Origin of the sequence: Rhizobium sp. 32-5/1, assembly GCF_029537235.1 — a bacterium.
In the GTDB taxonomy this organism is placed as follows: Bacteria; Pseudomonadota; Alphaproteobacteria; order Rhizobiales; family Rhizobiaceae; genus Pararhizobium.
In genome coordinates this window covers 3629607-3656327 of the sequence record NZ_CP120638.1, presented here as the reverse complement: position 1 = coordinate 3656327, position 26721 = coordinate 3629607, and the positions used below count along the sequence as shown (strand labels likewise).

Here is a 26721-nt window from a genome sequence, read left to right as displayed (position 1 = left end):
CGGCCAGAATACAAAAAAGCCGCCTCGAAACTTCGGGCGGCTCATCGTCTCAATCACGCATGACTGGTCAAGGCCGCCTTAGCGAGCCCACCACCAGATTGCAATGTTGCGTGCCTGTGTCATGGCGGAATTGTTAGCCTGCGAAATCGGATTGCGCAAGCGGGGAGCCGCCGAAAAAGCACGGCTCCTCCCCGTTGAACGCAGCATTCCTGGACTTATGCCGGCAGCATGGTGGACATATGCGCCTGCACGCCCTTCGGATCGGCCGCAAAGGCAGCCGCGGTGTTGCGCGTCAGTTCGCCCGGGAAAACCTCCTGCTGGCCCGCCTCGACGGCATCGAGCGTTTCGCTGACGACCTCTATGGGCTGCAGGCGCGGCTCCGGCAGTTCGCGGCCCATGTCAGTTTCCACCTGCACCGGCATAGCGGCCACCACCTCAGTTCCCTGCGCCTTCAGTTCGGCGCGGATGGAGCGGGTGGCGGCAAGGCCGGCGGCCTTGGAGGCCGAATAGGTGCCCGCCGACGGTATAGTGACCAGCGAGAGGAAAGACAGGATGTTGACAACAGCGCTTTCCGACACCTTGGCGAGAACCGGGGCAAAAGCCCTGGAAAGGGCCAGCACGCCGAAGTAATTTACCTCCATCTCCTGCCGGGCAACCGCGATATCGGGCGCGGAAATAACCCCTGCCCGCCGGCAAAACCGGCATTGTTGATCAGCAGCGTAACGTCGGTCGCCACGTTAGCCGCTTGCTCGACATCCGAAGCATTGGTCACGTCGAGCTTGAGTGGCACCAAACGGTTGGGATCGAGAGCAATAAGATCGGTTAGCGAGGCCGGGTCGCGCGCGCCAAGATAAACCTTGGCTGCGCCCCGGCGCAGAAGCTCGGTGACAAATGCCTTCCCGATGCCGCGATTGGCGCCGGTCACGAGCGCGACGGAATTTTCGATTTTAAGAGACATGGTGAGTTTCTTTCTGTGCATATGCACTTTTATACTAAAAAATACCGGTCACTTCCGGCCTTTGGTCGTCAAATCGTCTTCAGGCGCAGAATCCCGGTCGGGATCGCCAGCAGCAAGGCACGAAGAGCATCCGCATTTTCCTGCCCCACGAGTTCCACATACTCGGCCTGCGCCGCATGCCAGCCCTTGGCGGCCGCGGAGAGTTTTGCCCGGCCGCTGTCTGTCAGGAGATACAGGAGCTTGCGTGACCCCTTGCCTTCCGGCTCGCTGATCAGATGGCCATCCCTTTCGAGCGGCTTGATCGCCCGCACCAGCGTCGTGCGGTCCATGACCATGGCATCCGCCATCTCCAGAATGCCTGCCTTGCCGGCTTCATGCACGAAAACCAGCAGCGAAAACTGGTTCGCCGTCAGCCCCGTTCCGGCATAATGCCGCTCATAAAGCTGCGATACGAAACGAGCCGCCTGCCGTATGGCGAAACAATTGCAGCTGGAGATGGAAGATGTCTTGTTCATGGATTCCAATTTAGATGTGCATATGCACTCTGTCAATCACTTTTTTGAGACATACAAAAAGGCGCAGCTCTTTCGAACCGCGCCCTGTCGTTATGCCTGGAGATCGACTTTAGAATGTCTTTGTGAGCGACACCTTGAAGGTCCGGCCCGGTTCGGAATACCATGGCCGCGGCTGCGAACTCGCAGCGATAAGGTTCACGTCACGCACTGCAAGCGCATTGTAATATTCCTTATCGAAGACGTTGTAGACTCCAGCCTGGATGCGAAGGCCCTCAGCCTGCGCAGGCGTCCACCAGGTCGTGAAATCGACGATGCCGTAGCCGGGTGCGTCAAAGGTCGTGGCAACACCATCGTTCGGCATATGGGAGGACAGCGTGGACGAGACGTCGAAGCCGAAGACTTCATTGCCCCAGCCGGCGCCGACGATCGCTTTCAATGGAGCGACGGAGCGAAGCCGCTGATTGGTGTCGCCGTTCTTGCCATAGGCATAGGCGATCGAACCATGCAGGTTTACGCCATTGTCGAAAGCCTTCGTGGCGGCAAACTCCACCCCGGAAATCGTCGCCTCGCTGACATTGGTGTAGTTGAACTCCATGATGCCAGTCGCGGGATTGATGGTCGTGACGGTTTCGATGAAGTTCTTGTAGCGATTGTGAAAGGCTGAGACACGGCCCTCGACGCCGCCGACATCGAAAGTCGATCCGACCTCGAAGCCATGACCCGTTTCCGGCTCCAGATCCGGGTTGCCGAGCTGCGCATAATTGCCCATTGGATTGTAGAACCGGCTGTAGAGTTCGTCGATTGTCGGCGCCCGGAAGGCCATGGCCCATTGTGCATAGACCTGAACTTCAGGCGTGATATCGTAGCTGGCCAGCAATTTCGGAGAAAACTGGGATTCCTGGCGGTCGCGCAGTGGGCCAAAGATCGGCAGTCCCGGATTGCCTGCAAATCCGCCACCGGTCGAAGGGCTGTAATCGAACCAGTCGAAGCGCACGCCTGGCGTGAGCTTGAAGTTGTTGCCGAAGTCGATTTCATCTTCGATGCTGAAGCCGAACGTCGTGCTGTCGACATCTGGAATTTCTGACTGGTTATTCAGCATGGGGCACGTCACCGGCGTGGGGCAAAGCGCAAAGCTATATTGACTCCAGTCGGATTTGGTCGCTTCGAGGCTCGCGCGAGCGGAGTGTGAGAGACCGCCGGCATCGAAGTCCCTTGTCACCGATCCGATAAAGCCGAAGGTGTCGTTTTCGATCTCGTTGCTTCTTCCGTAAGGCACGCCCAGCCCAGTGCTCCCATCCGTACCCGATTCCTTTTTCAGGCTTTGCCAATAAAGCGTCGAGCGGGCCGTCGTGAAGAACGCATCGGATGACATGGCTTCATAGCTGTAATCGAGCGAAACCCGATCGCGCTGCCGCTGCTCGTTGCCGTCGTAGTTGCCGATTTGATAGGTGCGGCCAGGCCCCTGGAGTTCGCGCAGATCGGTATCGAGATCGCGACGAAAACGCTCGGCGGTCAGGCCGATCTTATGGCCACCTTCAAGCTCCTGACGAACCTTGAAAAGCAGGTTGTACTGATCGAAATCGGCGGGATCGGCCTTCGTACGCGTGGCACCATAGCTGTCATTATCACCGCTTTTGGTCCGCTCATTGCCCTTTCGATACCCGCCCTGGAACAGAACAGACGTATCGCCAAATGTTTTTGCTGCAGCTGCAGAGCCAGAAATGCTGCGATCTTCCGAGATCATAGGTCGATTTCGCGATAGCGCCCCAATCGCGCCCTTCCGAGATCAGGTCTTCCGGCTCCAGCGTATTGACGACTATGGCTCCCCCGAGCATTCCGGAACCGCCCCGACTGGAATCCGCACCTCGAACAACATCGAGAGACGACAACGAATCGAAGTCGAAGGTATCGGCTCCACCATTGGCATTGCTCGTCGCGAATGCACCTTGGCGTGCACTGTTTGAAAGATAAGGGATTGGAATTCCGTCCACCAGCGTAACGATGCGCGGGCCGGACAGACCGCGTATATTGAAGCCGGCATCGGCTCGCGAATAATTCACGCCCGCATCGACGCTGCGGCCGATGTCGTCAAAGCCCGTCACTTGCTTTTCGGTTAACGCTTCCTGGCTGATCTCCGTCGCCAGCGGCGTGTCGGCGACGCTGCCTGGCTTCAGCCGATCACCCTTGATGATGATCTTCTTCAGCACCGTCTCGTCGCCGGCAACTTGTGCGTCCTCGGCGCTTTGCGCAAGCGCGTGGGAGACGGGAAAAACCAGAACGGAAGCTGAAACCATAAGAATGGTGCGCCAATGCCGAACAACCATTAAATCAACCCTTTGCGGTGAGTGACCGGGCTGGCTGCTGGAGAAATCAACTCGAGGGGCTGGCTAGGCGTGTCTGTGAAAAGCGGCAGTAATGCTGCCTTGTTCATGTCAAATAAAAAACATGATTATGTTTGTCAATATATAAAGATGCGCTCCACAACGGGATGCTTCCAGCTGCAAGGCAACGTTGCCGAAGCGCCACGTTGAGACCTTTCATGCAACGCATCCGCTTCTCATGCGTTATCCCTCCGCAACCGGCCGCCGTAGCCGCCTCGGAGACCGTCCATGCCCCCTCGCGTTCCCCTGATGCTCCTGTTTGCCACGATGCTAATTTCAGCCGCTGATTTGCCGGATCGCGGCCCCGTGCCTATTGAAAAACCGGAAACGAAGAAAAGCGAGCAGGCACCGGCAGAAGACAAAAAGCCGGTGGAGACGCAAGCTGAAGCGCCGGTAGAAAAAACCGTGCCTGCCGCCGATGCAAAAAAGAGGAAGACAAGAGCAAGCCCGAAAACAAGGATGCTGAAAAGACCGGCGACAAGACGGTGGTTGAGGAAAAACCCGCGCCTGTCCTGACGATTGAGCCTGAGAATGCGACAACCTATGCTGTGTGCCTTGCCGAGCTAAAGGCGATCGGTGCGACGTTTCGCGAGATCGCAGCGTATCGATGATGGCAAAGGCTGCGGCATCGAGAAACCGGTAATCGTCGATGCCGTACTGCCCGGCATCAAGCTCGCCCCTGAGGGCACGATGCGGTGCGAAACAGCGATTGAACTGGCGCGCTGGACAAAAGAATCCGTGCTCCCGGCGGCAAAAATAGCCTTTGAGGCGGAAGGCGCGCTGACCGTGATCAACCAGGCTTCGAGCTATGTCTGCCGCCTGCGCAACAACGCTTCAACGGGCAAGATTTCGGAACATGCCCGCGGCAATGCCATCGACATCGCCTCCTTCACTTTCAAGAACGGCAAGACGATCCCCATCGAGCCCCGCGACGAGGATGGCACCTTGAGCGGTGCCTTCCAGCGTGCGGTGACCGCTTCCGGCTGCCTTTATTTCGCAACCGTGCTCGATCCCGGCAGCGACGAAGCCCACGAAGATCACCTGCATTTCGACGTGCTGGAGCGAAAGAACGGCTATCGTTACTGCCGCTAAACGCCGCCGGGAACGGCAGTCGGCTTGCGTCCAGATGTTGGCATCCCTATCTCTGCTGTGCCTCGTCACAGATAGGAACTCCAATGTCCGTCGCCATGTACAAGCTGTCCATCCCGGTCTTCATCCGCGGGCTTACCATCCTCTCCCGCCTGCTCGAAAAAGCCGAAGCCCATGCCGCGGCTGGCGGCCCCGCGGTCGAGGCGCTGTTCGCGGCCCGGCTCGCCCCCGACATGCTGACGCTTGCCGGCCAAGTCCAGCGAGTGAGCGATACGTCGAAAAATTCGGTTGTGCGGCTGACCACTGTAGCCGCACCGAGCTTTCCGGATGACGAAACCACGTTTGCGCAACTCAAGGAGCGGGTCGCCAAGACCATCGCCTTCCTTGAAACCGTCAAGGAGACCGATCTTGAGGGCAGCGAAACACGGACCGTCAATATGAAGTTTGGCAAGCTGGAATTCAACTTCACCGGCGACGACTATGTCCTGAAATTTGCGCTCCCGAACTTCTTCTTCCACCTGACGACAGCCTACGACATCCTGCGCGCGCAGGGTGTTCCGGTCGGCAAGGCTGACTATATCGGCGCCTATATCTGACGAGACAGCCCCGGAACCGCCGGTTCCGGGGCTGTCTCAACTGATAAAACCGAGGTCAGAAAAGCCCCTCGATGAAACCCTCGTCGTTGAGGAATATCTTTTCCGATGATGGAACCCGGGGCAGGCCGGGCATGGTCATAATCTCGCCGGTGATGACGACGATGAAGCCCGCACCGGCCGACAGCCGCACCTCGCGCACGGGCACCGTATGACCCGTCGGCGCACCGCGCAGATTGGGATCGGTCGAGAAGGAATACTGCGTCTTCGCCATGCAGATCGGCAGCGTACCGTATCCCTGCTCCTCCCAGCTGCGAAGCTGGTCGCGCACCGACTTGTCGGCGATCACCTCGCCGGCATGGTAGATGCTCTTGGCGATGGTCTCGATCTTCTCGAACAACGGCATGTCGTCGGGATAGAGTGGCGAAAACTGCGATTTGCCGGATTCCGCCAGTTCGACGACCTTGCGTGCCAAATCCTCGATACCGGCCGAGCCCTGCGCCCAATGACGGCAGAGGATGGCTTCTGCACCCAGCGTCGCGACATAGTCCTTCACCGCCTGGATTTCGGCTTCCGTGTCCGCGATGAAATGGTTGATCGCCACCACCACGGGAACGCCGAATTTCTTGACGTTCTGAACATGGCGTCCAAGGTTTGCGCAGCCCTTGCGGACCGCCTCGACATTCTCCTTGCCGAGTTCTTCCTTCTTGACGCCGCCATTCATCTTCATCGCACGCGCCGTGGCGACGATCACGGCCGCATCCGGCTTCAGACCGGCCTTGCGGCACTTGATGTCGAAAAACTTCTCCGCTCCCAGATCGGCGCCAAATCCGGCTTCGGTGACGACATAATCGGCAAGCTTCAGGGCCGTCGTCGTCGCGACGACGGAATTGCAGCCATGGGCGATGTTGGCAAACGGTCCGCCATGCACGAAGGCCGGATTGTTCTCCAGCGTCTGCACCAGATTGGGCTGCATCGCGTCCTTGAGCAGGACGGTCATGGCGCCATCGGCCTTGATGTCACGGGCAAAGACCGGCGTCTTGTCGCGGCGATAGGCAATGATGATATTGCCCAGCCGCTTTTCGAGATCTTTCAGATCCGTCGAGAGACAGAGGATCGCCATGACTTCAGAGGCGACGGTGATGTCGAAGCCGGTTTCGCGCGGATAGCCATTGGCGACACCGCCGAGCGAGCCGACGATCTGACGCAGCGCCCGGTCGTTCATGTCCATCACGCGACGCCAGGCAATACGGCGGATGTCGATGTTCTGCTCGTTGCCCCAGTAGATGTGGTTGTCGATCAGCGCCGCAAGCAGGTTGTGTGCCGAGGTGATCGCATGGAAATCGCCGGTGAAATGCAGGTTCATGTCTTCCATCGGCACGACCTGGGCATAACCGCCGCCCGCCGCACCGCCCTTGACACCGAAGCAGGGGCCAAGCGAAGCCTCGCGGATGCAGACGACAGCCTTCTTGCCGATGCGGTTCAGCCCATCGCCGAGCCCGACCGTCGTTGTCGTCTTGCCTTCACCCGCCGGCGTCGGATTGATCGCCGTGACTAGGATTAGCCGACCGTCCTTCTTGCCCTTCTGTCCCGCAATGAAGGCGGCGCTGATCTTGGCCTTGTCGTGGCCGTAAGGCAAAAGATGTTCGGATGGAATACCAAGCTTTTCGCCGATCTCCATGATCGGCTTCTTCCTCGCGGCCCGTGCAATCTCGATGTCGGACTTTACCTCAGCCATGCGGTGTCTCTCCCTTCCACCTTTTGTTCTTATCGCCATAAGATCGTGAAGGAGAGCCCGTTTCCACGCCCTAGTTTGCCGTCTGATGCGCTAAAAACGACAGATCGACCGGGCCGGAGCGACAATATCGCCCCCGGCCCGCCGTTTGTTGCAAGATCGGAATGAGTCGTTCCGGCACAGGCCGGAACCGACGCAGCTATCGAGCGAGAATGTCGCGCATTTCCACGAGATTGGAGCGCACGCGCAGGATATAAAAGCCCATCGTGGCGAGGTGCGTGGCGAACAGGCCGTCCTCGCGCGCATTGGAGATGATCCATGGCTGGATGCGCAGCGACGCCCGCAACTGCTTGATGCTTTCCGTCCAGATCGGCGTCAGACCGCGCTGGGTGATGACGCCATCGAAATCGGCACCCGCGGCCGAAAGAACGCCGTAATAGCCATAGAGTTGGCCATAGGCGAACCAGAACCGGTCATCGGCGCGGGTGTCGAAAAAGCCGCCATTGTAGTTCTCGGAGCGCTCGCGCAGCATCGCAGACGTGCTGCCGATGGAGCTCGCAATGCGGTCCATGAATTCCAGGAAATTGTCGGCACGGGCATCGAAGGTCGCCGCGCATTTGGCAAGCTCGCCGTTGAATGCCCTGAGATCAACCATGGCCGCGCGATACTGCGACGGCGTCGGCGTCAGCGGACCGAAGGGCGACAGGCCGAAATACCAGTTCGTCTCCTCATACTGCATCTTGCTGCGCACGCTCTGGAGAAGCGGGTTGATACCCGACGTACCGCGCATGCGAACGAGCGAATCGACCAGCTCTACCGTGGTGCGCCGCACCGCCTCGTTGACCCCGCGCTGGAACGACGCCTTGTTGTCGAGCCAGGGCGTATTATCCCAATCCATGCCGAACAGACCCGCCTTGTAGAGGATCATCGACGAAATCCAGGCATTCTGGTTGACGTTGTAGTCGATCAGGTCAGCGGTCACATCGACAATGGCCGAACGCTCGCAGGTATTGGCGGGTGTAGTCTGGCCACTGGCCGCCTTGACCGGCAGGCCGGCGTCGTTCTTGCGGGCCGCGAGATTATAGGCGTTGACATAATCCGGATTGAAATTGGTCCAGAAGGTCGCCTGCCAGATGAAATAGCCGTAGAGACCAACCAGCCCTATGAGGCCGATTCCGATCGGCCCCTTGATGACCCAGCTGCGGCCATTATACCACTGGCCAGCGGCGATGAAGGGCCAGCAGATCCAGGCGATCACGAGGCCGATGCCGCGACCGATAGCGGAAAAAATGCGCTGAAAAAACGCGACGATCGGATCAAGCATCAGTGTCCTCCTTCAAACCGTATAGGCGCCGGCGAAAGGCGACCTTGTCCATCAGATAAGTCCCGGTCAGCGTCGCCACAACATAATCGCGAAATTTTTCACTGTAGTGATCATAGGCCGCATAGAAACCCTGTTTGTCAAAAACGAAACGCGAGACGAAATCCTGCGGAACGAGCTGCGAAATCAGCCGGTTCGTCAACCACTGGTCGGGATGCTCGGGGGCTGCCCGCACGAGCAGGAACCGCCTGTCGGGCGCGACATCCTGCATCTTGACGCTGCCGGTTGCAGCAACCGTGCGGATCGTTTCCTGCAAAAAGGGGTAAAGCCCATTCTTGCCCACGCGGTCGGCATTGCGGTGCATCCAGGTCTGCAGCCAGATTCGGTCGATGGCGGTCTGGTCGGTCGTAGGTTCCGCTTCGTTGATCAGTCCACGCAGGATCATGTCGGCGCGATGCTGATAGAGGCCGGAGCTTTCGACCCAGGAAGCCTGCGGCAATTGCAGCCGTTTGGTCGTCACCAGGAAATCATAGATCCGCTGGTGGTCGTTGAGCCCGATATAGCCCACCTGCCACGGCCGCGACCGGCGAAAGCCCGGAACCGAGGGATCGCAGATCACCGTCGTCGTCTTGTCGTCGAGGAAGACGTAGACGCCGCCGAAATGATTGGCCCAGAAGGCTTCATGCCGGAACACCAGCTGATCCGGGACCAGAGCGTTCTGGCGGATGTCGCCGGTCACCTTGGCCAGCTCAACCATCCGATTGAGCAGAACGTCGTCGGCCCAGGCGGTCGGAACCGATTTCAGCCGGTCAGCGAGAGACCGCAGTTCGGCCGCCTTGCCGAGCATATCCTCGGCAGAGAGAACCCGGAAGCGCACCTCGTTGATGGAAAGCAGATCGTCTATGTCCTTGACATCGGAGACGCTGTCCTCGATCTCGCCATAGAGCGCATCCTTGATCGTCACGGCATTGATGGCGCGGCTGTTGGCATTGAAGAACTCGTGCATCAACGCAGCGGTATTGGAAAAACTCGTATGCACGACCGGAAGTTCGACCTGGTCCGGCGTCATGATGATGAAACGGCGGTTCACCCGGTTGGGATCAAGATAATCGCGATCCCCGAGTTCATCGGCAATCTCCGGCGAAAAGCCGGTCATATCGATGCAAAATGTGGAAAGTGCCGTCGGGCGCAGACCAAAACCCTGCAGCGCCTTGTTGTAACGCGCAATCAGATGCGGCTCGGAAATTTCGAGCAGGCGACCGTAGATCAGTTCGGCTTCAAGGAGGCGTTTCATGCGGGACCGATCATGTGTGGATCATCTGTAGACTTCGCGACGATGACCGATTTCGACCACAAGAATAACAAGGCGGTTATCGCGGATTTCACAGAGAACGCGAAAGTCCCCGACACGGTAACGCCAGAGATGACCGAGTTCATTGCCCTGCAAGGCTTGGCCGATCTGGCGAGGATCGTCGAGAAGCGCAACCCGGCCAAAAAGAAAGTCGCGGAGGCGACGCACATCGGAAGAGCCCATCTTCCGCAATGCCTTTTCAGCATTGTTGGTTATGTCAATCGTCCAGACCAAGCTCGGCCATCACTTCCGCTAGAGGGCGTGTGGTGATTTCACCGCGGGCCAGCTTCTCCAGAACCTGCTCCGCCAGATAGATATCCTCGAGGTCTTCAAGATGCTGTTCGATCGCTTCCCGGATATAATAGGTCGCGGTCCTGCCGGTCCGCGTCGCCAGCACTTGTAGCCGTTCATATGTCTCATCGGGGAGACGTATCGCAGTCTGTCGTGTCATGGGATGCCCCCTTGGGATATATGTATCCCAAGGCATATCATAGGAACAGGGAGAGTGCCATGCCACAGGGGTGCAGAAGTGACTCCTACCAACGGCCATCGCCCTTCATCGCCTCGATTTCGCGGATTGCCTTTTCGCGCTGGCGTTCGCGGCGGATGATGTCGGTCACGGCAGCATCGTCGGATTTGTCGGTGTAACGGAATTCGCTGTCGGCGTAGCGGTTGATCTCCTGCAGCACCATGTCGATCGTGATCGGCCCGCGCAACTCCTCGATCATAGCCTTCTTCTCGTCGTAGGGCTTGTGCATGAAGGATCCGGCATCCTTGAACCAGTCGTCGGGCAATTCGACATCCATGGCCCGCATCTTGATCGCGTCGGTGATGTTCTTGATCGCCCGGCCGGTAAAGCGCGGCTCTGCGACCTTGATCATGTGCAGATAGGCGCCGACATCGGCGATCGTCTCGATCCGGCCCTCTTCCTTCTCGAAGCGCTCCCAGACGGCGAGCAAGCCGTCTTCCTTCGGCTTTCCATGGGCCTCGTAGGATTGCGAAACCGCCTTCTTGATCTCCTGCCCCTCGAAAAGCGCGTGCTCGCCGAGCGGGATCTTGTGGTTCTTTCCGACGAGCATTGCGAAGATGTCGATATAGTCGCCTTCCGTCTGCGGCCCGTCGACAAGCCACCGGGCTCCGGCGCGCTGACGCAGGGCATCATCGACGTTCTCAGGGTAGTTGGAAAACATGCCAAAGGTGCAGTTGCCGCGAATGACGGTCGAGGCGCCGGCAAAGCTTTCCATCAGCACGGCGGTGACCTCGTGCTGGCCGGCCGACGCGCGATCGTCGGAACGCTTGGCAGCCACCTGATCGACATCGTCGATCGTACCGAAGCCGATCGCCTTCGGATTGATGATGTTGTTGACGAATTCCTTGCAGTTCTGGCCGGACTTGCCCTGATAGGACGAAATCTGGTCGACGCCGAAATTCTCGTAGTGGAAGGCATAACCGGCGATCTGGCAGTAATCGTTGAGCAGGCCCGCCAGCATCTGGATCAGGATGGTCTTGCCGGTGCCCGGCATGCCGTCGCCGATGAAGGTGAAGAGAAAGCCGCCGAGTTCGACGAACGGGTTCATCTGCCGGTCGAAATCATAGGCCATCAGCATCTTCGACAATTTCAGCGCCTGGTATTTGGCGATGTGGTTGCCGATGATTTCCTGCGGCTTCTTGAAGGTCATCGACAGGGCTTTGCGCTTCTGTCCCGGCGCAACGTCGAAGCCATTGAGAGTGAAATCATCCTGCTCAATGCGGATATGCACGTTTTCGAAGCTGGACAGCCCCGTGAACCGGGCCTTACGGCCGATCAGTCCTTCGATCGCGATGCGGGCGAAGGCACGGGCGCGAGCGGTCAATGCCGCGTCGTCAGGCGCACCGGAGACGGAGCGGTCGAGCGCCGCGATCATCGATTTCAGCGCATCCTGTGGCGTATCAAAAGAAAGTCCGGCTCCTTCGCATCCTCGACCGGCTCCCTTCCCCCGAAAGCGTCGAGGAAAGATAGGCGGCAAGCGTGAAGGCGGAGACGTAGGCGCAGGCTGACAACAACGCCTTGAACTGCGCGGCATCATCGCCGGACAGCGGCGCTGTGGCATTGCGCGATTGCAGGCCCTCCAGATTGGTCTGCCGGGCAAATACGTCGGCAACGGCCAGCGCCACCTGCAGCCCGCGCCGGGCGCGAAAGAGCAGCGCATGCTGGGCCGGAGACATCAGCGGATCGGCAAGACGGACAGACTGGATCGTCTTCGAAAGCTCGACTTCCCGGGTCCGCCGGCTGCCGGTCGTCGCCACCGTCGAAACGAAGCGCCGTCCCGTGCCGGCAAGCGCCGTCACTGTCGCCGGATCATCAGCCTCCAGGATGATCAGCCGTGTCACCATGCCCTGCGCCAGCGCCTGGTGCTTGGCGATGTCGTCTTCGTGAATTGTCGTCAGACCTGCATTCAGGGACATGGCCTCAAACCTCGCTGATGACCTGGTTTCCGGAAATCACGTGTACCTTGTAATCGCCGAAGATCGAGGCGACCTCGCCGCTGGCATAGAGCGCTTGATAGGCATCGTGCGGCACGAGCGCATGCTTCTCGTAGGCACTGACACCCATGCGGGCGGCTTCGAGATCTTCGGTCTCGATGTGAAATTCTTCCATAGCCGGCGTCGTCGACCAGAAGCCCTTTTTGCCGGGCGCTCGGCCTTGGAAAACACCTCCTGCACCGTCCATGTCAGGAGCCAGGCATTTTCCGTCTTGCGCACCTTGGACAGGATCTCGTTGATCTTGGCATTGTTCTCGGTGATGCCGGCCGAATAGAAGGGACCGAGCACGATGCGGCGCAACTGCTTGGGATGCAGTTCCGGAAAATCCGCATCCATATTGGTGGCGATCGTTGCCGGCGTCAGCGAGTAGGCGCTGTTCTTCAGCGCAAAATCGTCGAAGCGGGTGGCAAGCTCCGGATTGAGCAGGCCGCCGACCGGCAGCACGATTTCCGTTTCGGGGTTGAGCTTGCCGTCCTTGGTCACCAGCGCCTTGACGATATTTTCGGACGAATCCTCGATCGTCGCCATGTAGACCATCGGCAGCGTGCTGGTGCCGTCAAAGGCGCCCCAGGCGACGACATAGTAGGGTCGCATCGTCTTCGGATTGACGGCGACGCGGATGGTTTCCGGCAGGATGAATGGCGAAAAGATATCGCCCTTGCCGATCTGTTCGAGGTAGAGCCGCTCGGCCATGCGACCCTGAAGCGCTTCCGGAAAAGCCTTCTGGCGGAGAATGAAATCGACCATTTCTTCGCGCAGCACATCTGCGGCGGGAATGTTGGCCAGCCGCTTTTCCGAGGTCTGGCGATCGTTTTCGAGCTCCAACACGTTCTGGAAAACCGGGAAACCACTTTCGGCGCGTGAAATCCGGAACTGCTCGATAAAGCCGATCCGATTTTCCCAGCAGGAAAACGATGCCTTCAACCGGTCGAGATAGGGGACCACGACCTCGCCGACCACGGAATTGCGATAAAGCGGCGAGTTGCGGTCACCCAGAAAGATTTCGAGCCCGCCGAGTGCTGCCCGGATCGACGCGAAATACTGGCCGACGGGGCCTTGGGTTGCTGCGTTCATGATTGGCGCCCCTCTTCTCCCCAGCGGGGAGAAGGTGGCGCGTAGCGCCGGATGAGGGGTGGCGCGGCGTATGCAGAGTATGCTGCACCACCCCTCATCGCCTCGCATGCGCTCTGCACTTCTCCCCGCTGGGGAGAAGTGGCAGCAAATGGCAATGTTCTCAACATTCAAACACGGCATGGTCGGCGCCGAAAAGCCCATCACGGTTTCACGTAGTTCGCGGAATTGTGCTTGTCCATGACCGCCTGGAAGCGGCGGGCAAAGGCGTCGTCGGCAAGCTTCTTGCGGCGCTGGATATCCTGCGTCGACAGCATGTTCTTCTCGTGCATCTCAAGGAGATCACCAATGTGGCGCTGTGATGCCGAGCCGATGCCGGCCATTGTTTCTTCGGCTGCCGTATCCACCTGGCTGCCGAGCGTGTTGATCTTGTGGGCGACATCCTGCTGGGCCGCCGTCTTCAAGGAGTCTTCGAGCGCCTTGTAAAGCACGATGCGCTGTTCGGTATCGATCGTCAGCTTGTTGATCAGCGTGTTCTGCGCGGCGATCTGGTTGTTGAGCGAATCCACAAAGGTCTGGAACATCGAGGTATAACGCTCGAGCGTCTGGCTTTCGGCGAGCAACTCCTGCTCCTTGGCCTGCTTCTGATTGTATTCGGTAGCCATCGCCGACCGTTCGCCCTCGAGCTGCGCCCGCGACATCTGGTCGGTCGAGGCGGCGATCCGGTTTTCTATGTCCATCAGCATCGGGTTGAGTTCCTCGATGCGCTTCTGGGTTTCCTGCAGCGCCGTCATCGTGCCCTTGCGGCGCTCGATCACCTGGATGAGGCTTGCTTCCGACTGCTTGTAGCGCTGGTCGAGAACGGCCTTCTGCTCCTTGAGGATGCCGACGATGGTATCCGACTTCGACAGAAGCTGCTGCAGGTTTCCGGCGAGCGACATGTTGCGCACGCGGTCGGTGCGCATGCGCTGCATGCTCTGCTTGGAAAAGATGCCGATGAATTTCTCGTAGCCGGTATAGCTCTTCATAGTTTCGAATTCGGCGCCGAACGTGTTCGTCGCATCCTCAAGCCCGATGATCAGGTCAGCAATATTGCCTTCCATCACCCGCTGCTGGTTGATGACGTCGTTGATCCTTGCATTCTCGATATCGAAATTGACGTCGCCGAGCTTGGTATCGGCCTTGGCGAACTGATCGAGCACGGCGCTGGACTGGTCCATCTTGCCGCGCATCTGGGCCACGATGCCGCGCGTTTTCTCGATTTCGCTCTCAAAATTCTGTAACGTCGCCATCCCTCATCCCCTTGATGCTGTTGTTATGGCCAGACGCATCGCCGGACCCGATTATTCAGTCATGACATCAACCTATATAATGGGACCGGGGATTTGAAGCACAAGTGTGCGGCAAGCGATTTTCACCCCGACCTATTGTGCAGCCGTCGCAGTCTTGAGATAGGCGATCAGGTCGGCGATATCGGCGGGCTTACGCAGGCCGGCAAAGGTCATCTTCGTTCCCGGCACCATTGACTTCGGGCTCAACAAATATTCCGACAGCCGCGCTTCGTCCCAGAGCTTGCCGTCTTCTCCAAAGGACATCATCGCCGACGAATAATTATAGTCCGGTACTGTCGCCACCGGCCGGCCAACGATCCCCATCAGGCTCGGCCCGACGCGGTTCAGCGCTTCGGTCGCAGTATGGCAGGCGCCGCATTTCTTGAAAATCAGCGCTCCGGCAACTGCGTCGCCATCGGCGTGGGCGTAGCCTGCGGCCAGCCAGAGACAGAGCGTGGTCAGAATGGCGCGAATGAACATCAGCGGGCTTTCACGACAGATGGGACAGACGGCTATCATGAACGCATCGGGCGAAAAGCGATAGCTATCCTCAAGCCTCGTTCATCTTGTCTTCCCAGTGACGGCGGCAGTAAACCACGTACTTGTCATTGCCGCCAACATCCACCTGCGCGCCCTCGCGAACGATGGCACCTTCACCGTCAAGGCGCACCACCATGGTTGCCTTGCGGCCGCAATGGCAGACGGTGCGGACTTCGCGCATCTCGTCGGCAATCGCCAAAAGTGCCATGGAGCCGGGAAAGAGCTTACCCTGAAAATCGGTGCGCAAACCATAGGCCATGACCGGAATTCCGATCCGGTCGGCAACGCGCGCAAGTTGCCAGACCTGATCGGCCTCCAGAAACTGGGCCTCATCGACGAAAACGCAGGCAATCGGTTCTTCCGCATGGAGCCGCTCTACCAACGCGTAGAGATCATCCCCGTGGTGGAAGGCGATGCCATCTTCGACCAGGCCGATGCGCGAGGACACCCGCCCAGTCCCGGCGCGATCGTCGAAGGCCGCGATCAGGATGACGGTGCGCATGCCGCGCTCGCGATAATTGTACGACGCCTGCAGGAGCATGGTCGATTTTCCGGCGTTCATCGTGGCGTAGCTGAAATACAGTTTTGCCATGGCGTCCTCTCCTGTATGTTGCAAATGTTCTTGACGAGAGCGGGAGCGGAAGGCCAGAGCGCAACGACGAAAAACACAGAAAATTGAGGGACGCAGGTGAAACGCAAGCAATGCGACATTTCGCGTCGCTTTACGAAGCCGCCTCCGGCAAATGTCCAAATACACTCCGGGCAACATCAAAGACGCTTGAACTGGCGGACATTTGATGATTGGCTAATGATAAAGACAGGGGAATAATCAGCATGACCAACATTCTTTCACTGAAATTCGCACTTGCAGCTGCTGTATCTGTCAGCGCAATCTCGGCCGTACCGGCCTTCGCTGCCGAGCCGGAAGCCTGTGGCACCGTTCGTTTTTCCGACGTCGGCTGGACCGACATCACGGCAACGACGGCGACGGCATCCGTGCTTCTCAAGGGCCTCGGCTATGAGACGGACGTCAAGGTCTTGTCCGTTCCGGTTACCTACCAGTCGCTGAAGAACAAGGACATCGACGTATTCCTCGGCAACTGGATGCCCGCCCAGGAAAAAGATGTGAAGCCCTATCTCGACGACAAGAGCGTTGATGCGACGGGTGTCAACCTCGAAGGCGCCAAGTACACGCTCGCGACCAATGCCGCCGGCGCAGCCCTTGGCATCAAGGACTTCTCCGACATCGGCAAGCACAAGGACGCGCTGGAAGGCAAAATCTACGGCATCGAGCCGGGCAATGACGGCAACCGGCTCGTCATGACGTTGATCGAGAAGAACGAGATGGGCATGGGCGGCCTCGAAGTCGTTGAATCCTCCGAACAGGGCATGCTGGCGCAGGTCGCGCGTGCCGATAAGGACGGAAAGCCGGTCGTCTTCCTCGGCTGGGAACCGCACCCGATGAACTCGTCCTTCAAGCTGACCTATCTGACCGGCGGCGATTCCACATTCGGTCCGAACTATGGTGGCGCGACGGTCTACACCAATACACGGGCAGGCTACGTCGCCGAATGCCCGAACGTCGGCAAGTTCATCACCAATCTCAAGTTCTCGCTGCCCATGGAAAACGAGATTATGGGCAAGATCCTGAACGATGGTGCCGATCCGGAAGCGGCAGCTACGGAATGGCTCAAGGCCAACCCGGCGGCCATCGAGCCCTGGCTCGCCGGTGTCACCGCGAAGGATGGCGGCGAAGGCCTGCCGGCGGTTAAGACCGCTCTCGGTCTCTGATCGAACGACAAGAGGCAGGGCAAAGTCCCTGCCTTTTTCACGCGCATCCGCTCCCATCCTTGATCTCGAGAACCAGGCGAACAATCCGTGGAATGGCTCACTGACCCCTCACGACGCATCCCCATAGGCCGCTGGGCGAAGGATTTCTTCACCTGGCTGACGACCAATTTCGAAGGCTTCTTCGACAACCTCTCCGCCCTTTTGTCTGGCGTGGTGAATGTCATCCTCTGGATTCTGCAAACGCCCCATCCGCTGGTCGTCGTGGCGATCGTGACCGCCGCGTCCTACTGGTTCCGCCGCTCGATCGGCGTGACGCTGTTTACGCTTCTCGGCCTGCTCATGATCATCAACCTTGGATATTGGAAGGCGACGACCGAGACGCTGGCACTTGTGCTGGCCGCCAGCTTCGTCTCCATGGCGGTCGGCATCCCGCTTGGCATCGCGGCGGCCCGCCGGGCCTGGATCTACGCCGTCATGCGACCGATCCTCGACCTGATGCAGACCATCCCGACCTTCGTCTATCTGATCCCGGCCCTCGTACTCTTCGGTCTCGGCATGGTCCCCGGCCTGATAGCGACCGTGATCTTCGCCATTCCTGCACCGATCCGGCTCACCCGCCTCGGGATCATCTCGACACCGCCATCGCTGGTCGAAGCGGCCCAGTCCTTCGGCGCCACGCCGATGCAGGTGCTGCGCAAGATCGAGCTGCCGTTTGCCATGCCGCAGATCATGGCCGGCCTGACGCAGACAATCATGCTGTCGCTGTCGATGGTGGTTATCTCGGCGCTGGTCGGTGCGGCCGGCTTGGGCGTCCCAGTGGTTCGCGCGCTCAATACCGTGAATATCGCCATGGGCTTCGAATCCGGTCTCTGCATCGTCATCCTGGCGATCATTCTCGACCGCCTGTTCCGCGCATCCGACGAAGGAGAAGGCGCATGACCGATGCCGTCGTTTTCAAGAATGTCGACATCATCTTCGGCAACAGGCCGGAAGCGGCCATTGCCATGGTCGATCAGGGCAAGACCCGCGACGAAATCGGTGCGGCCACGGGCTTAGTTCTCGGTGTCGCCGACGCATCGCTCGCAATCCAGGAAGGCGAAATCCTTGTCCTTATGGGCCTGTCCGGATCCGGCAAATCGACGCTGCTGCGCGCCGTCAACGGGCTTGCTCCCGTCGTGCGCGGCGAAGTTCAGGTCAAGACCCGCAACGGAAACATCAATCCTTACAAAACCAGCGCGAAATCACTGCGCGATTTCCGCATGCACGATGTCTCGATGGTGTTCCAGCAGTTCGCATTGCTGCCGTGGCGCACCGTCGAGGACAATGTCGGCTTTGGTCTGGAGCTGGCCGGGATACCGGACAAGGAGCGCAAGGACCGGGTTGCCGAGCAACTCGAACTCGTCAACCTGACGAAGTGGGCCGGCCGGCAGGTCAAGGAACTCTCGGGCGGCATGCAGCAGCGCGTGGGTTTGGCGCGGGCCTTTGCCACCGGCGCACCGATCCTCCTGATGGACGAACCCTTCTCGGCCCTCGACCCGCTGATCCGCACCCGGCTTCAGGACGAACTGCTGGAGTTCCAGCGCCGCCTGAAGAAGACCATCCTGTTCGTCAGCCACGATCTCGACGAAGCCTTCCGCATCGGCAACCGCATCGCCATCATGGAAGGCGGCCGCATCATCCAGTGCGGCACGCCGCAGGATATCGTCAAGAACCCGGCCAACCAGTATGTCGCGGATTTCGTCCAGCATATGAACCCGATCACCATGCTGACGGCGCTCGACGTCATGAGCCAGGGCATCAACCGCACCGACAGTGCTGCCGGCGTCACCGCGACCGCCAAACCGACGACACCGCTGATCGACATTCTCGACGCCATGTCGCGCCAACCGGGCAGCATCGGGGTGGTTGACAACGGTGCCATCGTCGGCACGATCAATGCCCAGAATATTGTCGAAGGTCTGACGCGACACCGCAACAGACCCTGACTAGATCTGTTGAAACGAAGTATCGAGCGCCCGGATCTCAACGTTCCGGGCGTCTGCGTTGGAGGTGAGAGCATGGCAGACAAACCTTCCGTCATCAGGGAGACCGACGATCAGGCCCGCAAGCAGGCGCGTATCCTGCTGCGTTCAGCCCGAAGTGCTGCCCTTGCGGTGATCGAGCCGAACAGCGACGGCTTTCCCTTCGTCAGCCGCGTGCTGCTGGGAATGGATATCGACGGAACACCGGTCATCCTCGTCTCGGCCCTGTCTACCCATACGCAGGCGCTCGTCGCCGATCCCCGATGCTCGCTGCTGACAGGAGACATTGGCAAGGGCGATCCCCTCGCCCATGCCCGGTTGACGGTGCAATGCCTGGCGAAAAAGGTTCAGCGGGAAGGCCCCGAGCATTCTTCCATTCGCCAACGGTTCATCCGGCGTCATCCAAAGGCGCAGCTTTACGTCGATTTTCCAGACTTCAGCTTTTTCCGGCTTGTACCTGTCAAGGCCAGCATGAATGGCGGCTTCGGCCGGGCCTTCCTGATGGATGCCGCGGACCTCCTGATCGAATCACCAGCGGTTGCAGAGCTAGCCGAGATCGAAGCAGGCGCGATCGCGCACATGAACAGCGATCATGCTGATGCGGCGAGTCACTACGCGCGAGATCTATTGTGGCGCCAAGGGAGAGAGGTGGCTGATCTGCGGAATCGACGCTGCCGGACTCGATTTGGCAAGCGGCGATCAGTTGAAACGGCTGGAATTCGATGTGCTCCTGCAAAACACTTCAGGATTGCGGCCGCTCTTAAAAAACTTTACGGTTAAATGCCGTCACCTACCCCGATTTTTTGCAGTAGGTGGTTGTCCTTTTATTCATCACGTCTAATTATCTCAACTTCACACTCATAACCAAGCGTGATGTAATTTCGCATGGAGCTTTGAATGCAAACAATTTCTCCCCAGACGCACGTCAAGGCAGAGGTGGCCGCTGGATTCTTGTCCGCCATGGCCAATCCCAAACGACTGCTGATTCTCACATCGCTCGTCCGTGAGGAAATGGCTGTGGGCGCGCTTGCGAACCAGGTCGGTCTTAGCCAGTCGGCACTATCGCAGCATCTTTCGAAACTGCGCGCCCAAAACCTCGTCACGACACGTCGCGACGCGCAGACGATCTATTATTCGAGCTCGTCGGATGCCGTTCTGAAGATTCTCGAGACCCTTAAGGACATCTATCCGGAAGAGACGGCAGACACGACGACACAACGTTTGCGAGCGTGACTTTCCCTGAAGGGTCGGTGCCGCAGCGCCGTATCCGTTGTCCTATCACCTCTCGGACATTGATCCGGGGGAGGTTTGAACGAATTGGCGCTGCCGTTTACGCGCTTTTGAGAGTTGCCGTGCAGGATCGGCCCCATGATCCACAACGATGCAACATCAAGAAATCTTCCCTTGCGCTGGGGCTTGATCGGGACCGGCGCGATCGCGACGGTGTTCGCGCAGGATATACAGCTTGTAGCGGGCGCTAAACTCATTGCCGTGTGCTCGCGCCACATTTCCACAGCCCGCGATTTTTCCGCGCGTTTTGCCGATATCCGCGCCTATGACGATGCGTCCCTGATGGCTCGTGACGTCGATGCCGTCTATATCGCCTCCACCAACGTCGCCCATTATGAACAGGCCCGTAGCCTTCTGACTGCGGGAAAACCGGTTCTCGTCGAAAAGCCGCTGGTGACGTCCTCGCATGAGGCGCGCGCACTTGCGGCACTCGCCTACGCGACGCAGACCTTCGCCATGGAGGCCATGTGGACCGCCTATCTCCCGGCCATCGACCATGTCCGAACCCTGCTGAAAAACGGCGTAATCGGCAGAATTACCGGTGTTTCCGCCGAACTGGCTTTCAAGAAGCCTTTCGATCCCGGCAGCCGGTTCTTTTCGCAGGCGCTTGGCGGTGGCGCACTCTACGATCTCGGCATCTACCCCATTGCGCTGATGCTGACGCTGTTCGGCTCTCCCAAAATGGTCAGCGGGCAATGGACCGCAGCCTCCACCGGCGTCGATATGTCCGCGCATGGTAAAATGCACTATGCCGGCTTCGATGCGGCTTTCGACTGCGGATTCGATCGCAATGGCGGCAATCGTTTGGTCATTTCAGGAGAAACCGGTTCCCTGATCCTTGAGGCCCCGTTCCTGAAGGCAAGCCGCGTGTTTTTGACCAGAAACCGCATTGCCCAAAGGCTTGTAGCACCAACCCTACCGGGTCGGCTGTCAAGCATCATGAGCAAGATCGTCCGGCGCCTGCCTGTGCCGGGTTTGAAAACCTTCGATCATGCTTTCGACGGAAACGGCCTGCAGTTCGAGATCGCGGCAGCGACCAGAGCGATCCGGTCCGGCGCCCGTGAAGAATCGCGCATGCCGCTGAGCGCCAGCATCGAAGCCCTGGAAATTATCGAAGCCATCCGCGCGCAACCGGCTTCATAGACTGTAGTTCCGTTTGCCGCTGTTCAACGCCAGAACGATGTCGGTGAGATGAAGGGCCGTTTCGCCGGAAAAGATTGGCGTCTGGCCGGCGCGGATTGCATCGGCCTGCGCTGCAATGCCGCGAACAAAATCAATTTGCGACGGATAGGCCGGCAACTGGATTTTGCGAGGCGCCATTGGATACGCGATGGCCTTCCCGGCCATTAGTCGGAACGGAAACTTGCGCCGCATCTGCCGTTCCAGGCGATCGACCACGCGATGCAACAAGGGACGCTTCTGGCCGGCAAGCTCAAGATGCACCGGCGACCGGTTGTCCCAGAGATCGCGCACGACAATTGTTCCCTTGTCGCCGATAATGGTCAGCGAGCGGTCGCGTGGCGCGGCGAGGCCGCAGGTGATGCGCGCCGTCAGGCCGGATGCGAAGGTCAGGCAACCAACGGACAGATCCGGCGCGAGCGTTAGCCCTTCGGTTCCAGGCCCCTTGTTCGGAAACGTCAGGGCCGAGAACGCATCGAGATGCTTGACCGGGCCGAACAGCGAGACCAGCCAGCTCATGCCATAGCCCGCATGTTCAAGCGTGCAGCCGATCTCGAATTCATGCACACCCGGCCATTTTGCGCCGGACCGGCTGCGCCATTGCTGCCAGTTATCGAGAAAGACTGGACCATCCTCCATTTCCGCATAGGCAAGCCGCGGCGTGCCAATGGCGCCGGAGGAGAGGATTGCGGCACAATGGGCCTGCGCATCGCTGAGCGCATTGGCGGGGGCTGCGGCAAGCACCAATCCGCGCTCCCTTGCCAGATCGACCAGTTCGCGCGCCTGCTCCACCTGCATCGCCAATGGCTTTTCGCAATAGACATGCTTGCCGGCGATCAGGGCCGCCCTATTCACCGCATAATGGCTTTCCGGAACGGTGAGGTTGACGACGATATCCACGCCGGCATCAGCAAGAAGGGCATCCTCAGATCCGTAGTCCCTGATGTTCCAATAGCTGCAGAACTGTTTGAGCCGCGCGCCATCGCGATCCCATACGCCCGCGAGCCCAAGGCCCGGGTGGTTGGCAAGCGTCGTCATGTAGTAGTCGGCAACGAAGCCCGTGCCGATGAAGGCGATGCCTGTCTTCGCCTTATCGCTCATCGCGCATCCGCCAGGAAAGAGGCGATATAGACGAGCGGTGCGTTCCAGTTGATGGTGATCTCGTTGGTGCCCCAGGCCATGATGTCGTCGATATAACAGGCCTGCGGCGCACAGCCCTGCAGCTTCGCTTTGGCGACATCATCGACCAGCGTCGAGTTCGGCCCGCCGGCAAGCGACCCCACCGGCGGATTGGGCAGGCTGTCGTCCACCTGGTTGGCGTACCAGCGGCTGTGCTGGTTCTTCGACCAGACAGCGCCATAGCCGGTGATATAGGAAAGGTTCATGACATTGCGCCCGAGAATATAATCCATGCTTTCGCGCACCGCACCCAGGAACGACCGTTCGCCGGTCAGATCGAAGGCCGCAGACAAGACGATCATGTTTTGCAGGATGAGCTGGTTGGACCCCCAGTCATAGCGGTTGTTGTTGGGGCGATAGATTTGCCCGAAGGGCTCTCTGCCCTGCAGCGCCTGAAATTCCCGCGCCGCCGAAATGACGCTGTCGCGGATCATGGCCCTTTCCTCCTCAGGCAACGTCTCGCCGTAAAGCGCGAGATCGAGACGGGCGAGGCCGGCCGTGCTGCGCCAGTCGAAGGCGCCGATGGCCGAGAAAACGGGGCCTGCCCAGTGCGGCGAGGCCTTGAGCGCTGTGAGATACGGCGCCTCGCCGGTGGTGAGGTAAAGCTCCGCGGCTGCCCAGTAGGTCTCGTCGGTGATGTCGTCGTCGAAATAGTCGCCACCGCCCTGCAGGCCGTCCGATTGTGGCGCGTAAAGGACCTGGTTGGCTGCCGCCGCAAGCCATGCCTTTTTGGAAGCGGCAAGAAGGTGGTCCGCAAACGCGGCGTCATAGCTTGAAAACAACCGGGCCCCTTGCGCAGCGGCTGCCGCCAGATTGAGGGTCGCTGCCGTCGATGGGCGATGCAGAACGCGCAATTTCGGATCGAGATGCGGCAGCATCGGCACGCCTGTCCACTCGGCGTCATGCATCTTATGGTGCACCATGCCCGCCAGCGGCTGGCCGTCCGGCACCATCATCTTCATCAGAAATTCGAGCTCCCAGCGCGCCTCGTCGAGAAGGTCGGGTACCCCGTTGCCGGTTTCCGGAATACGCGACAGGCTATCGCTCAAGACAGGAGACGCACCGCCGCCAAAGGCCAGACCACGCTCGAAAGTGCCGAGCAATTGCGCAACGGCAATACCGCCATTCACCACATATTTCCCCTGGTCGCCGGCATCGTACCAGCCGCCGGAAACATCCAGCTGGTAGCTGCAGGACCAATCCCCAAACAGTGTGGTTGCAGCCTCGCCCGAGAGACAGGGCACGCTGGTGTCACCATCATTGGGACGAAGCCCTATATGGCCGGCCGGGCGCGCATAGGCCTCCCCGCGATCTCGCCTTTGATCTCGGTGCCGCTGCGCTGCGGATAAAACCAGGAAAGCGCATCAATGCGCAGCCTGGAATAGATGTCATGGCCGATCGAAAAGGGTTGGCTTGCCTTGTCCCCGACAACCAACTTGTAGGCTTCACCCGGCGTCTGAAACTTCGAAAAATCGGCAACCTGCGTGCCGGCTTCGACGGTAGCGTCAAAGCCCATGGGTTCGGTCATGCCCTCGCCGACGACCGTTTCGGCCGCATCAACCAGTTGGAACGGCAGAGGCTCCTGCCCTTCGCTCAAAACCGTCGCACGCTTCGGGCCATCAGCAAAATAGCCCGCCTGATTCACCCGCGGACTTGCATCGTCAGGCACAAGCATCTGCGGTTTTGATTCGGCTTGCGCCATCTCTTCTGCTGAAGCCTCCCGCACCGACAAGACATCGAGGCACATGCGCCATGGTGCCTGTGCACCGCCTAGCTGGAAGATGACTTGTGCGGAGTTGCCTTCCTTGGCCCGGAATACTGACGAGAACGCCTGCAGGGTCGCATCGGACGCAACATTGAAACTAGCTTGCGCCGTCCACGGCTCTTCGTTGCGCTGCACAAGCACCGGGATTTTCCGGGGTTCGCTGCTCTCAAGCCGGACAGAAAACAAATAGGGCGTATCTGCAATGAAACTCAGATCGTTGACGCCGATCAGGCGGTCCCATGCTTGGCCGCCGGCGGGGATCGAGGCGCACAGCTGGCCGTCTTCGCGGGACAGGTTGACGCCACCGCTGGCCCAGACGGTATCGCTTCCCTTGTCGAAGGCACCGTCGGCAATCATCTCGGCCGCCTGAGCCGAAGCGAGCGGGGAAAACAAGGCAGGCAGCGCAAGAGCCGCCAGAAATTTGCGCGAGGTCATCATGTCCTTGCCCGGTTGCGGGAAAATCTCCCGGCACTCTGCGGCAAACAGGTTAAACTTAGGGAAAGACGACAAATCAATTGCCGCAAATCAACCGACGCTCTCGCCGATGGGACTGGTTTTTCCACGGTCACGCAAACACTTGACGCTGCATGGTCCCCTGTTAGTTTGACCATCAGGTAAAGATTCCCCATTCCCCTGGACTTGGCCGCCGGGCATCACAAAAGAGCCATGGAGAACAGTTTCGATGTCGAACCGCCTGAATGCCACCCCAAACGACCTTCGCGCCTTCTGGATGCCGTTTACGGCCAACCGCCAGTTCAAAAAGAGCCGCGCCTGTTCGTCAAGGCGAAGGACATGCACTACACCACCCATGACGGGCGCACCGTGCTCGACGGCACGGCGGGCCTCTGGTGCGTGAATGCCGGCCACTGCCGCCCGCTGATCACCGAGGCTATTGCCGAGCAGGCGGGCGAACTCGACTATGCGCCTGCCTTCCAGCTCGGCCATCCCAAGGCCTTCGAGCTTGCCAACAGGCTGGTCGATATCGCGCCCGAGGGCATGAACCACGTTCTCTATACGAATTCCGGTTCTGAATCGGTCGATACGGCGCTGAAGGTGGCGCTTGCCTATCACCGCGTGAAGGGCGACGGCTCGCGCACCCGGCTGATCGGCCGCGAGCGTGGCTATCACGGCGTCAATTTCGGCGGCATCTCGGTCGGCGGTATCGTTTCCAACCGCAAGATGTTCGGCACGCTTTTGACGGGCGTCGATCATATGCCGCACACCCACCAGCCCGACAAGAATGCCTTCACCAAGGGCGAGCCGGAGCATGGCGGTGACATCGCCACCGAGCTGGAGCGCATCGTCACCCTGCATGACGCATCGACCATTGCTGCCGTCATCGTCGAGCCGGTCGCCGGCTCCACCGGCGTGCTGATCCCGCCAAAGGGTTACCTCCAGAAACTGCGCGACATCTGCACGAAGCACGGCATCCTGTTGATTTTCGATGAAGTCATCACCGGCTACGGCCGCCTCGGCACGCCGTTCGCCGCGCAATATTTCGACGTCATGCCTGACATCATCGTCACCGCCAAGGGCCTGACCAACGGCGTCATCCCGATGGGCGCCGTCTTCGTCACCTCGGCGATCCACGATGCCTTCATGAGCGGTCCGGAACACATGATCGAATTCTTCCACGGCTACACCTATTCCGGCAATCCGATCGCCTCGGCCGCAGCCATCGCCACGCTCGACACCTATCGCGACGAAGGCCTGCTCACCCGCGCCGCCACGCTGGCGCCCTATTGGGAAAAGGCGCTGCATTCGCTCGCCGATTGCCCGCATGTCATCGACATCAGAAACATCGGCCTGATCGGCGCCATCGAGCTTGCACCGATCGCCGGAGAACCGACTAAACGGGCCTTCTCCGCCTTCCTCAAGGCCTATGAAAGCGGCTTCCTGATCCGCACCACCGGCGACATCATCGCGCTTTCGCCACCACTGATCATCACGGAGGCGCAGATCGATGAGTTGGTGGACGGGATACGGAAGGTGCTGATGGCAAACGCCTGATCTGGCCGATCTGAAACGACAAAAACCGGCCGTGAGACTCGACAGTTTCACGGCTTTTTTCGTGATGAAACGAGCATT

The 26721-nt window shown here is 59.4% G+C and carries 22 protein-coding genes and 5 pseudogenes; 10 read left to right on the top strand and 17 right to left on the bottom strand.

The features are described 5' to 3' along the window. Positions 1-215: 215 nt before the first annotated feature. From P6U16_RS18375 to P6U16_RS18360, 4 genes and pseudogenes are all read right to left on the bottom strand, one after another. Positions 216-620: an SDR family NAD(P)-dependent oxidoreductase gene (locus P6U16_RS18375; protein WP_277701700.1), complete on the bottom strand. Its 405-nt coding sequence runs from the start codon at positions 618-620 to the stop codon at positions 216-218. 11 nt (positions 621-631) lie between these two features. Further along, positions 632-958: an SDR family NAD(P)-dependent oxidoreductase gene (locus P6U16_RS18370; protein WP_277701699.1), complete on the bottom strand. Its 327-nt coding sequence runs from the start codon at positions 956-958 to the stop codon at positions 632-634. Between the two features lie 68 nt (positions 959-1026). Beyond that, entirely contained in the window at positions 1027-1473 is a 447-nt protein-coding gene (locus P6U16_RS18365) for a MarR family winged helix-turn-helix transcriptional regulator (protein WP_277701698.1), read from the bottom strand. Between the two features lie 109 nt (positions 1474-1582). Further along, a pseudogene (locus P6U16_RS18360) lies at positions 1583-3797 on the bottom strand (TonB-dependent hemoglobin/transferrin/lactoferrin family receptor). Between the two features lie 285 nt (positions 3798-4082). Here P6U16_RS18360 and P6U16_RS28430 point away from each other — a divergent pair. From P6U16_RS28430 to P6U16_RS18350, 3 genes are all read left to right on the top strand, one after another. Next, positions 4083-4370 carry a hypothetical protein gene (locus tag P6U16_RS28430; RefSeq protein WP_349017663.1) on the top strand — a complete coding sequence of 96 codons (288 nt, stop codon included), beginning with the start codon at positions 4083-4085 and terminating at the stop codon, positions 4368-4370. A 60-nt stretch (positions 4371-4430) separates the two neighbouring features. Continuing rightward, a complete protein-coding gene (locus P6U16_RS28425) occupies positions 4431-4946 on the top strand; it encodes an extensin family protein (RefSeq protein ID WP_349017662.1) in 516 nt (171 codons plus the stop codon). A gap of 83 nt (positions 4947-5029) precedes the next feature. Then, on the top strand, positions 5030-5539 hold the full coding sequence (locus P6U16_RS18350) for a DUF1993 domain-containing protein (protein WP_277701697.1): 510 nt from the start codon (positions 5030-5032) through the stop codon (positions 5537-5539). 55 nt (positions 5540-5594) lie between these two features. Here the strand turns inward: P6U16_RS18350 and P6U16_RS18345 are convergent, their stop codons facing one another. The 10 genes and pseudogenes from P6U16_RS18345 to P6U16_RS18300 all read right to left on the bottom strand — a co-directional run bounded on the left by P6U16_RS18345 (position 5595) and on the right by P6U16_RS18300 (position 16000). Further along, positions 5595-7274, bottom strand: a complete 1680-nt coding sequence (locus P6U16_RS18345) for a formate--tetrahydrofolate ligase (RefSeq protein ID WP_277701696.1) — start codon at positions 7272-7274, stop codon at positions 5595-5597. A 196-nt stretch (positions 7275-7470) separates the two neighbouring features. Then, positions 7471-8595 (bottom strand): DUF2333 family protein, encoded by a 1125-nt coding sequence (locus P6U16_RS18340; RefSeq protein ID WP_277701695.1) that lies wholly within the window; start codon positions 8593-8595, stop codon positions 7471-7473. Further along, positions 8588-9886, bottom strand: coding sequence for a DUF6638 family protein (locus tag P6U16_RS18335; RefSeq protein WP_277701694.1), 1299 nt, complete (start codon positions 9884-9886; stop codon positions 8588-8590). The genes P6U16_RS18340 and P6U16_RS18335 overlap by 8 nt, the downstream gene beginning before the upstream one ends. A 21-nt stretch (positions 9887-9907) precedes the next feature. Continuing rightward, positions 9908-10177 (bottom strand): type II toxin-antitoxin system RelE/ParE family toxin, encoded by a 270-nt coding sequence (locus tag P6U16_RS18330; protein WP_277701693.1) that lies wholly within the window; start codon positions 10175-10177, stop codon positions 9908-9910. Next, positions 10161-10394, bottom strand: coding sequence for a DUF6290 family protein (locus P6U16_RS18325; RefSeq protein WP_277701692.1), 234 nt, complete (start codon positions 10392-10394; stop codon positions 10161-10163). Before P6U16_RS18325 ends, P6U16_RS18330 begins: the two co-directional genes overlap by 17 nt. Positions 10395-10479: 85 nt before the next feature. Then, a pseudogene (locus P6U16_RS18320) lies at positions 10480-12388 on the bottom strand (AAA family ATPase). 4 nt (positions 12389-12392) lie between these two features. Beyond that, positions 12393-13540: pseudogene (locus P6U16_RS18315) on the bottom strand (hypothetical protein). Between the two features lie 200 nt (positions 13541-13740). Then, positions 13741-14829 carry a hypothetical protein gene (locus P6U16_RS18310; RefSeq protein ID WP_277701691.1) on the bottom strand — a complete coding sequence of 363 codons (1089 nt, stop codon included), beginning with the start codon at positions 14827-14829 and terminating at the stop codon, positions 13741-13743. 132 nt (positions 14830-14961) lie between these two features. After that, complete coding sequence (locus P6U16_RS18305) at positions 14962-15348, bottom strand: cytochrome c family protein (RefSeq protein ID WP_277701690.1); 387 nt, start codon at positions 15346-15348, stop codon at positions 14962-14964. Between the two features lie 70 nt (positions 15349-15418). Further along, the gene (locus P6U16_RS18300; protein ID WP_277701689.1) at positions 15419-16000 is read right to left on the bottom strand and encodes a thymidine kinase; all 582 of its coding nucleotides are present in this window, start codon (positions 15998-16000) and stop codon (positions 15419-15421) included. Between the two features lie 242 nt (positions 16001-16242). Between P6U16_RS18300 and P6U16_RS18295 the strand changes: the two genes are divergently transcribed. From P6U16_RS18295 to P6U16_RS18270, 6 genes and pseudogenes are all read left to right on the top strand, one after another. After that, complete coding sequence (locus P6U16_RS18295) at positions 16243-17199, top strand: choline ABC transporter substrate-binding protein (RefSeq protein WP_277701688.1); 957 nt, start codon at positions 16243-16245, stop codon at positions 17197-17199. Between the two features lie 87 nt (positions 17200-17286). Then, entirely contained in the window at positions 17287-18138 is an 852-nt protein-coding gene (gene choW / locus P6U16_RS18290) for a choline ABC transporter permease subunit (protein WP_277701687.1), read from the top strand. Further along, on the top strand, positions 18135-19184 hold the full coding sequence (choV, locus tag P6U16_RS18285) for a choline ABC transporter ATP-binding protein (RefSeq protein WP_277701686.1): 1050 nt from the start codon (positions 18135-18137) through the stop codon (positions 19182-19184). Before choW ends, choV begins: the two co-directional genes overlap by 4 nt. 72 nt (positions 19185-19256) lie before the next feature. Then, positions 19257-20061, top strand: a pseudogene (locus P6U16_RS18280) (HugZ family protein). A gap of 56 nt (positions 20062-20117) precedes the next feature. Continuing rightward, positions 20118-20453 carry a metalloregulator ArsR/SmtB family transcription factor gene (locus tag P6U16_RS18275; protein WP_277701685.1) on the top strand — a complete coding sequence of 112 codons (336 nt, stop codon included), beginning with the start codon at positions 20118-20120 and terminating at the stop codon, positions 20451-20453. Between the two features lie 135 nt (positions 20454-20588). Then, complete coding sequence (locus tag P6U16_RS18270) at positions 20589-21653, top strand: Gfo/Idh/MocA family oxidoreductase (protein WP_277701684.1); 1065 nt, start codon at positions 20589-20591, stop codon at positions 21651-21653. On the opposite strand, the gene P6U16_RS18265 is transcribed toward P6U16_RS18270, so the two are convergent. The 3 genes from P6U16_RS18265 to P6U16_RS18255 are packed head-to-tail and all read right to left on the bottom strand — an operon-like array spanning position 21648 to position 25071. Then, positions 21648-22790, bottom strand: a complete 1143-nt coding sequence (locus P6U16_RS18265; protein WP_277701683.1) for a Gfo/Idh/MocA family oxidoreductase — start codon at positions 22788-22790, stop codon at positions 21648-21650. The two genes, P6U16_RS18270 and P6U16_RS18265, sit on opposite strands and share 6 nt — an antisense overlap. After that, a complete protein-coding gene (locus tag P6U16_RS18260; RefSeq protein WP_277701682.1) occupies positions 22787-24112 on the bottom strand; it encodes a glycoside hydrolase family 9 protein in 1326 nt (441 codons plus the stop codon). Before P6U16_RS18260 ends, P6U16_RS18265 begins: the two co-directional genes overlap by 4 nt. A 29-nt stretch (positions 24113-24141) precedes the next feature. Next, on the bottom strand, positions 24142-25071 hold the full coding sequence (locus P6U16_RS18255) for a cellulase N-terminal Ig-like domain-containing protein (protein ID WP_277701681.1): 930 nt from the start codon (positions 25069-25071) through the stop codon (positions 24142-24144). 244 nt (positions 25072-25315) lie between these two features. Here P6U16_RS18255 and P6U16_RS18250 point away from each other — a divergent pair. Further along, positions 25316-26643 (top strand): annotated as a pseudogene (locus P6U16_RS18250) (aspartate aminotransferase family protein). Positions 26644-26721: the final 78 nt, after the last annotated feature.

Bases quoted from the DNA above. Each gene is read 5' to 3' on its own strand.
- choV (WP_277701686.1), top strand. From the start codon at position 18,135: ATGACCGATGCCGTCGTTTTCAAGAATGTCGACATCATCTTCGGCAAC.
- P6U16_RS18255 (WP_277701681.1), bottom strand. From the start codon at position 25,071: ATGATGACCTCGCGCAAATTTCTGGCGGCTCTTGCGCTGCCTGCCTTG.
- P6U16_RS18270 (WP_277701684.1), top strand. From the start codon at position 20,589: ATGATCCACAACGATGCAACATCAAGAAATCTTCCCTTGCGCTGGGGC.
- P6U16_RS18345 (WP_277701696.1), bottom strand. From the start codon at position 7,274: ATGGCTGAGGTAAAGTCCGACATCGAGATTGCACGGGCCGCGAGGAAG.
- P6U16_RS18295 (WP_277701688.1), top strand. From the start codon at position 16,243: ATGACCAACATTCTTTCACTGAAATTCGCACTTGCAGCTGCTGTATCT.
- P6U16_RS18275 (WP_277701685.1), top strand. From the start codon at position 20,118: ATGCAAACAATTTCTCCCCAGACGCACGTCAAGGCAGAGGTGGCCGCT.
- P6U16_RS18265 (WP_277701683.1), bottom strand. From the start codon at position 22,790: ATGAGCGATAAGGCGAAGACAGGCATCGCCTTCATCGGCACGGGCTTC.
- P6U16_RS18325 (WP_277701692.1), bottom strand. From the start codon at position 10,394: ATGACACGACAGACTGCGATACGTCTCCCCGATGAGACATATGAACGG.
- P6U16_RS18335 (WP_277701694.1), bottom strand. From the start codon at position 9,886: ATGAAACGCCTCCTTGAAGCCGAACTGATCTACGGTCGCCTGCTCGAA.
- P6U16_RS18340 (WP_277701695.1), bottom strand. From the start codon at position 8,595: ATGCTTGATCCGATCGTCGCGTTTTTTCAGCGCATTTTTTCCGCTATC.
- P6U16_RS28430 (WP_349017663.1), top strand. From the start codon at position 4,083: ATGCCCCCTCGCGTTCCCCTGATGCTCCTGTTTGCCACGATGCTAATT.
- P6U16_RS18305 (WP_277701690.1), bottom strand. From the start codon at position 15,348: ATGTTCATTCGCGCCATTCTGACCACGCTCTGTCTCTGGCTGGCCGCA.
- P6U16_RS18365 (WP_277701698.1), bottom strand. From the start codon at position 1,473: ATGAACAAGACATCTTCCATCTCCAGCTGCAATTGTTTCGCCATACGG.
- P6U16_RS18370 (WP_277701699.1), bottom strand. From the start codon at position 958: ATGTCTCTTAAAATCGAAAATTCCGTCGCGCTCGTGACCGGCGCCAAT.
- P6U16_RS18310 (WP_277701691.1), bottom strand. From the start codon at position 14,829: ATGGCGACGTTACAGAATTTTGAGAGCGAAATCGAGAAAACGCGCGGC.
- P6U16_RS18350 (WP_277701697.1), top strand. From the start codon at position 5,030: ATGTCCGTCGCCATGTACAAGCTGTCCATCCCGGTCTTCATCCGCGGG.
- P6U16_RS18300 (WP_277701689.1), bottom strand. From the start codon at position 16,000: ATGGCAAAACTGTATTTCAGCTACGCCACGATGAACGCCGGAAAATCG.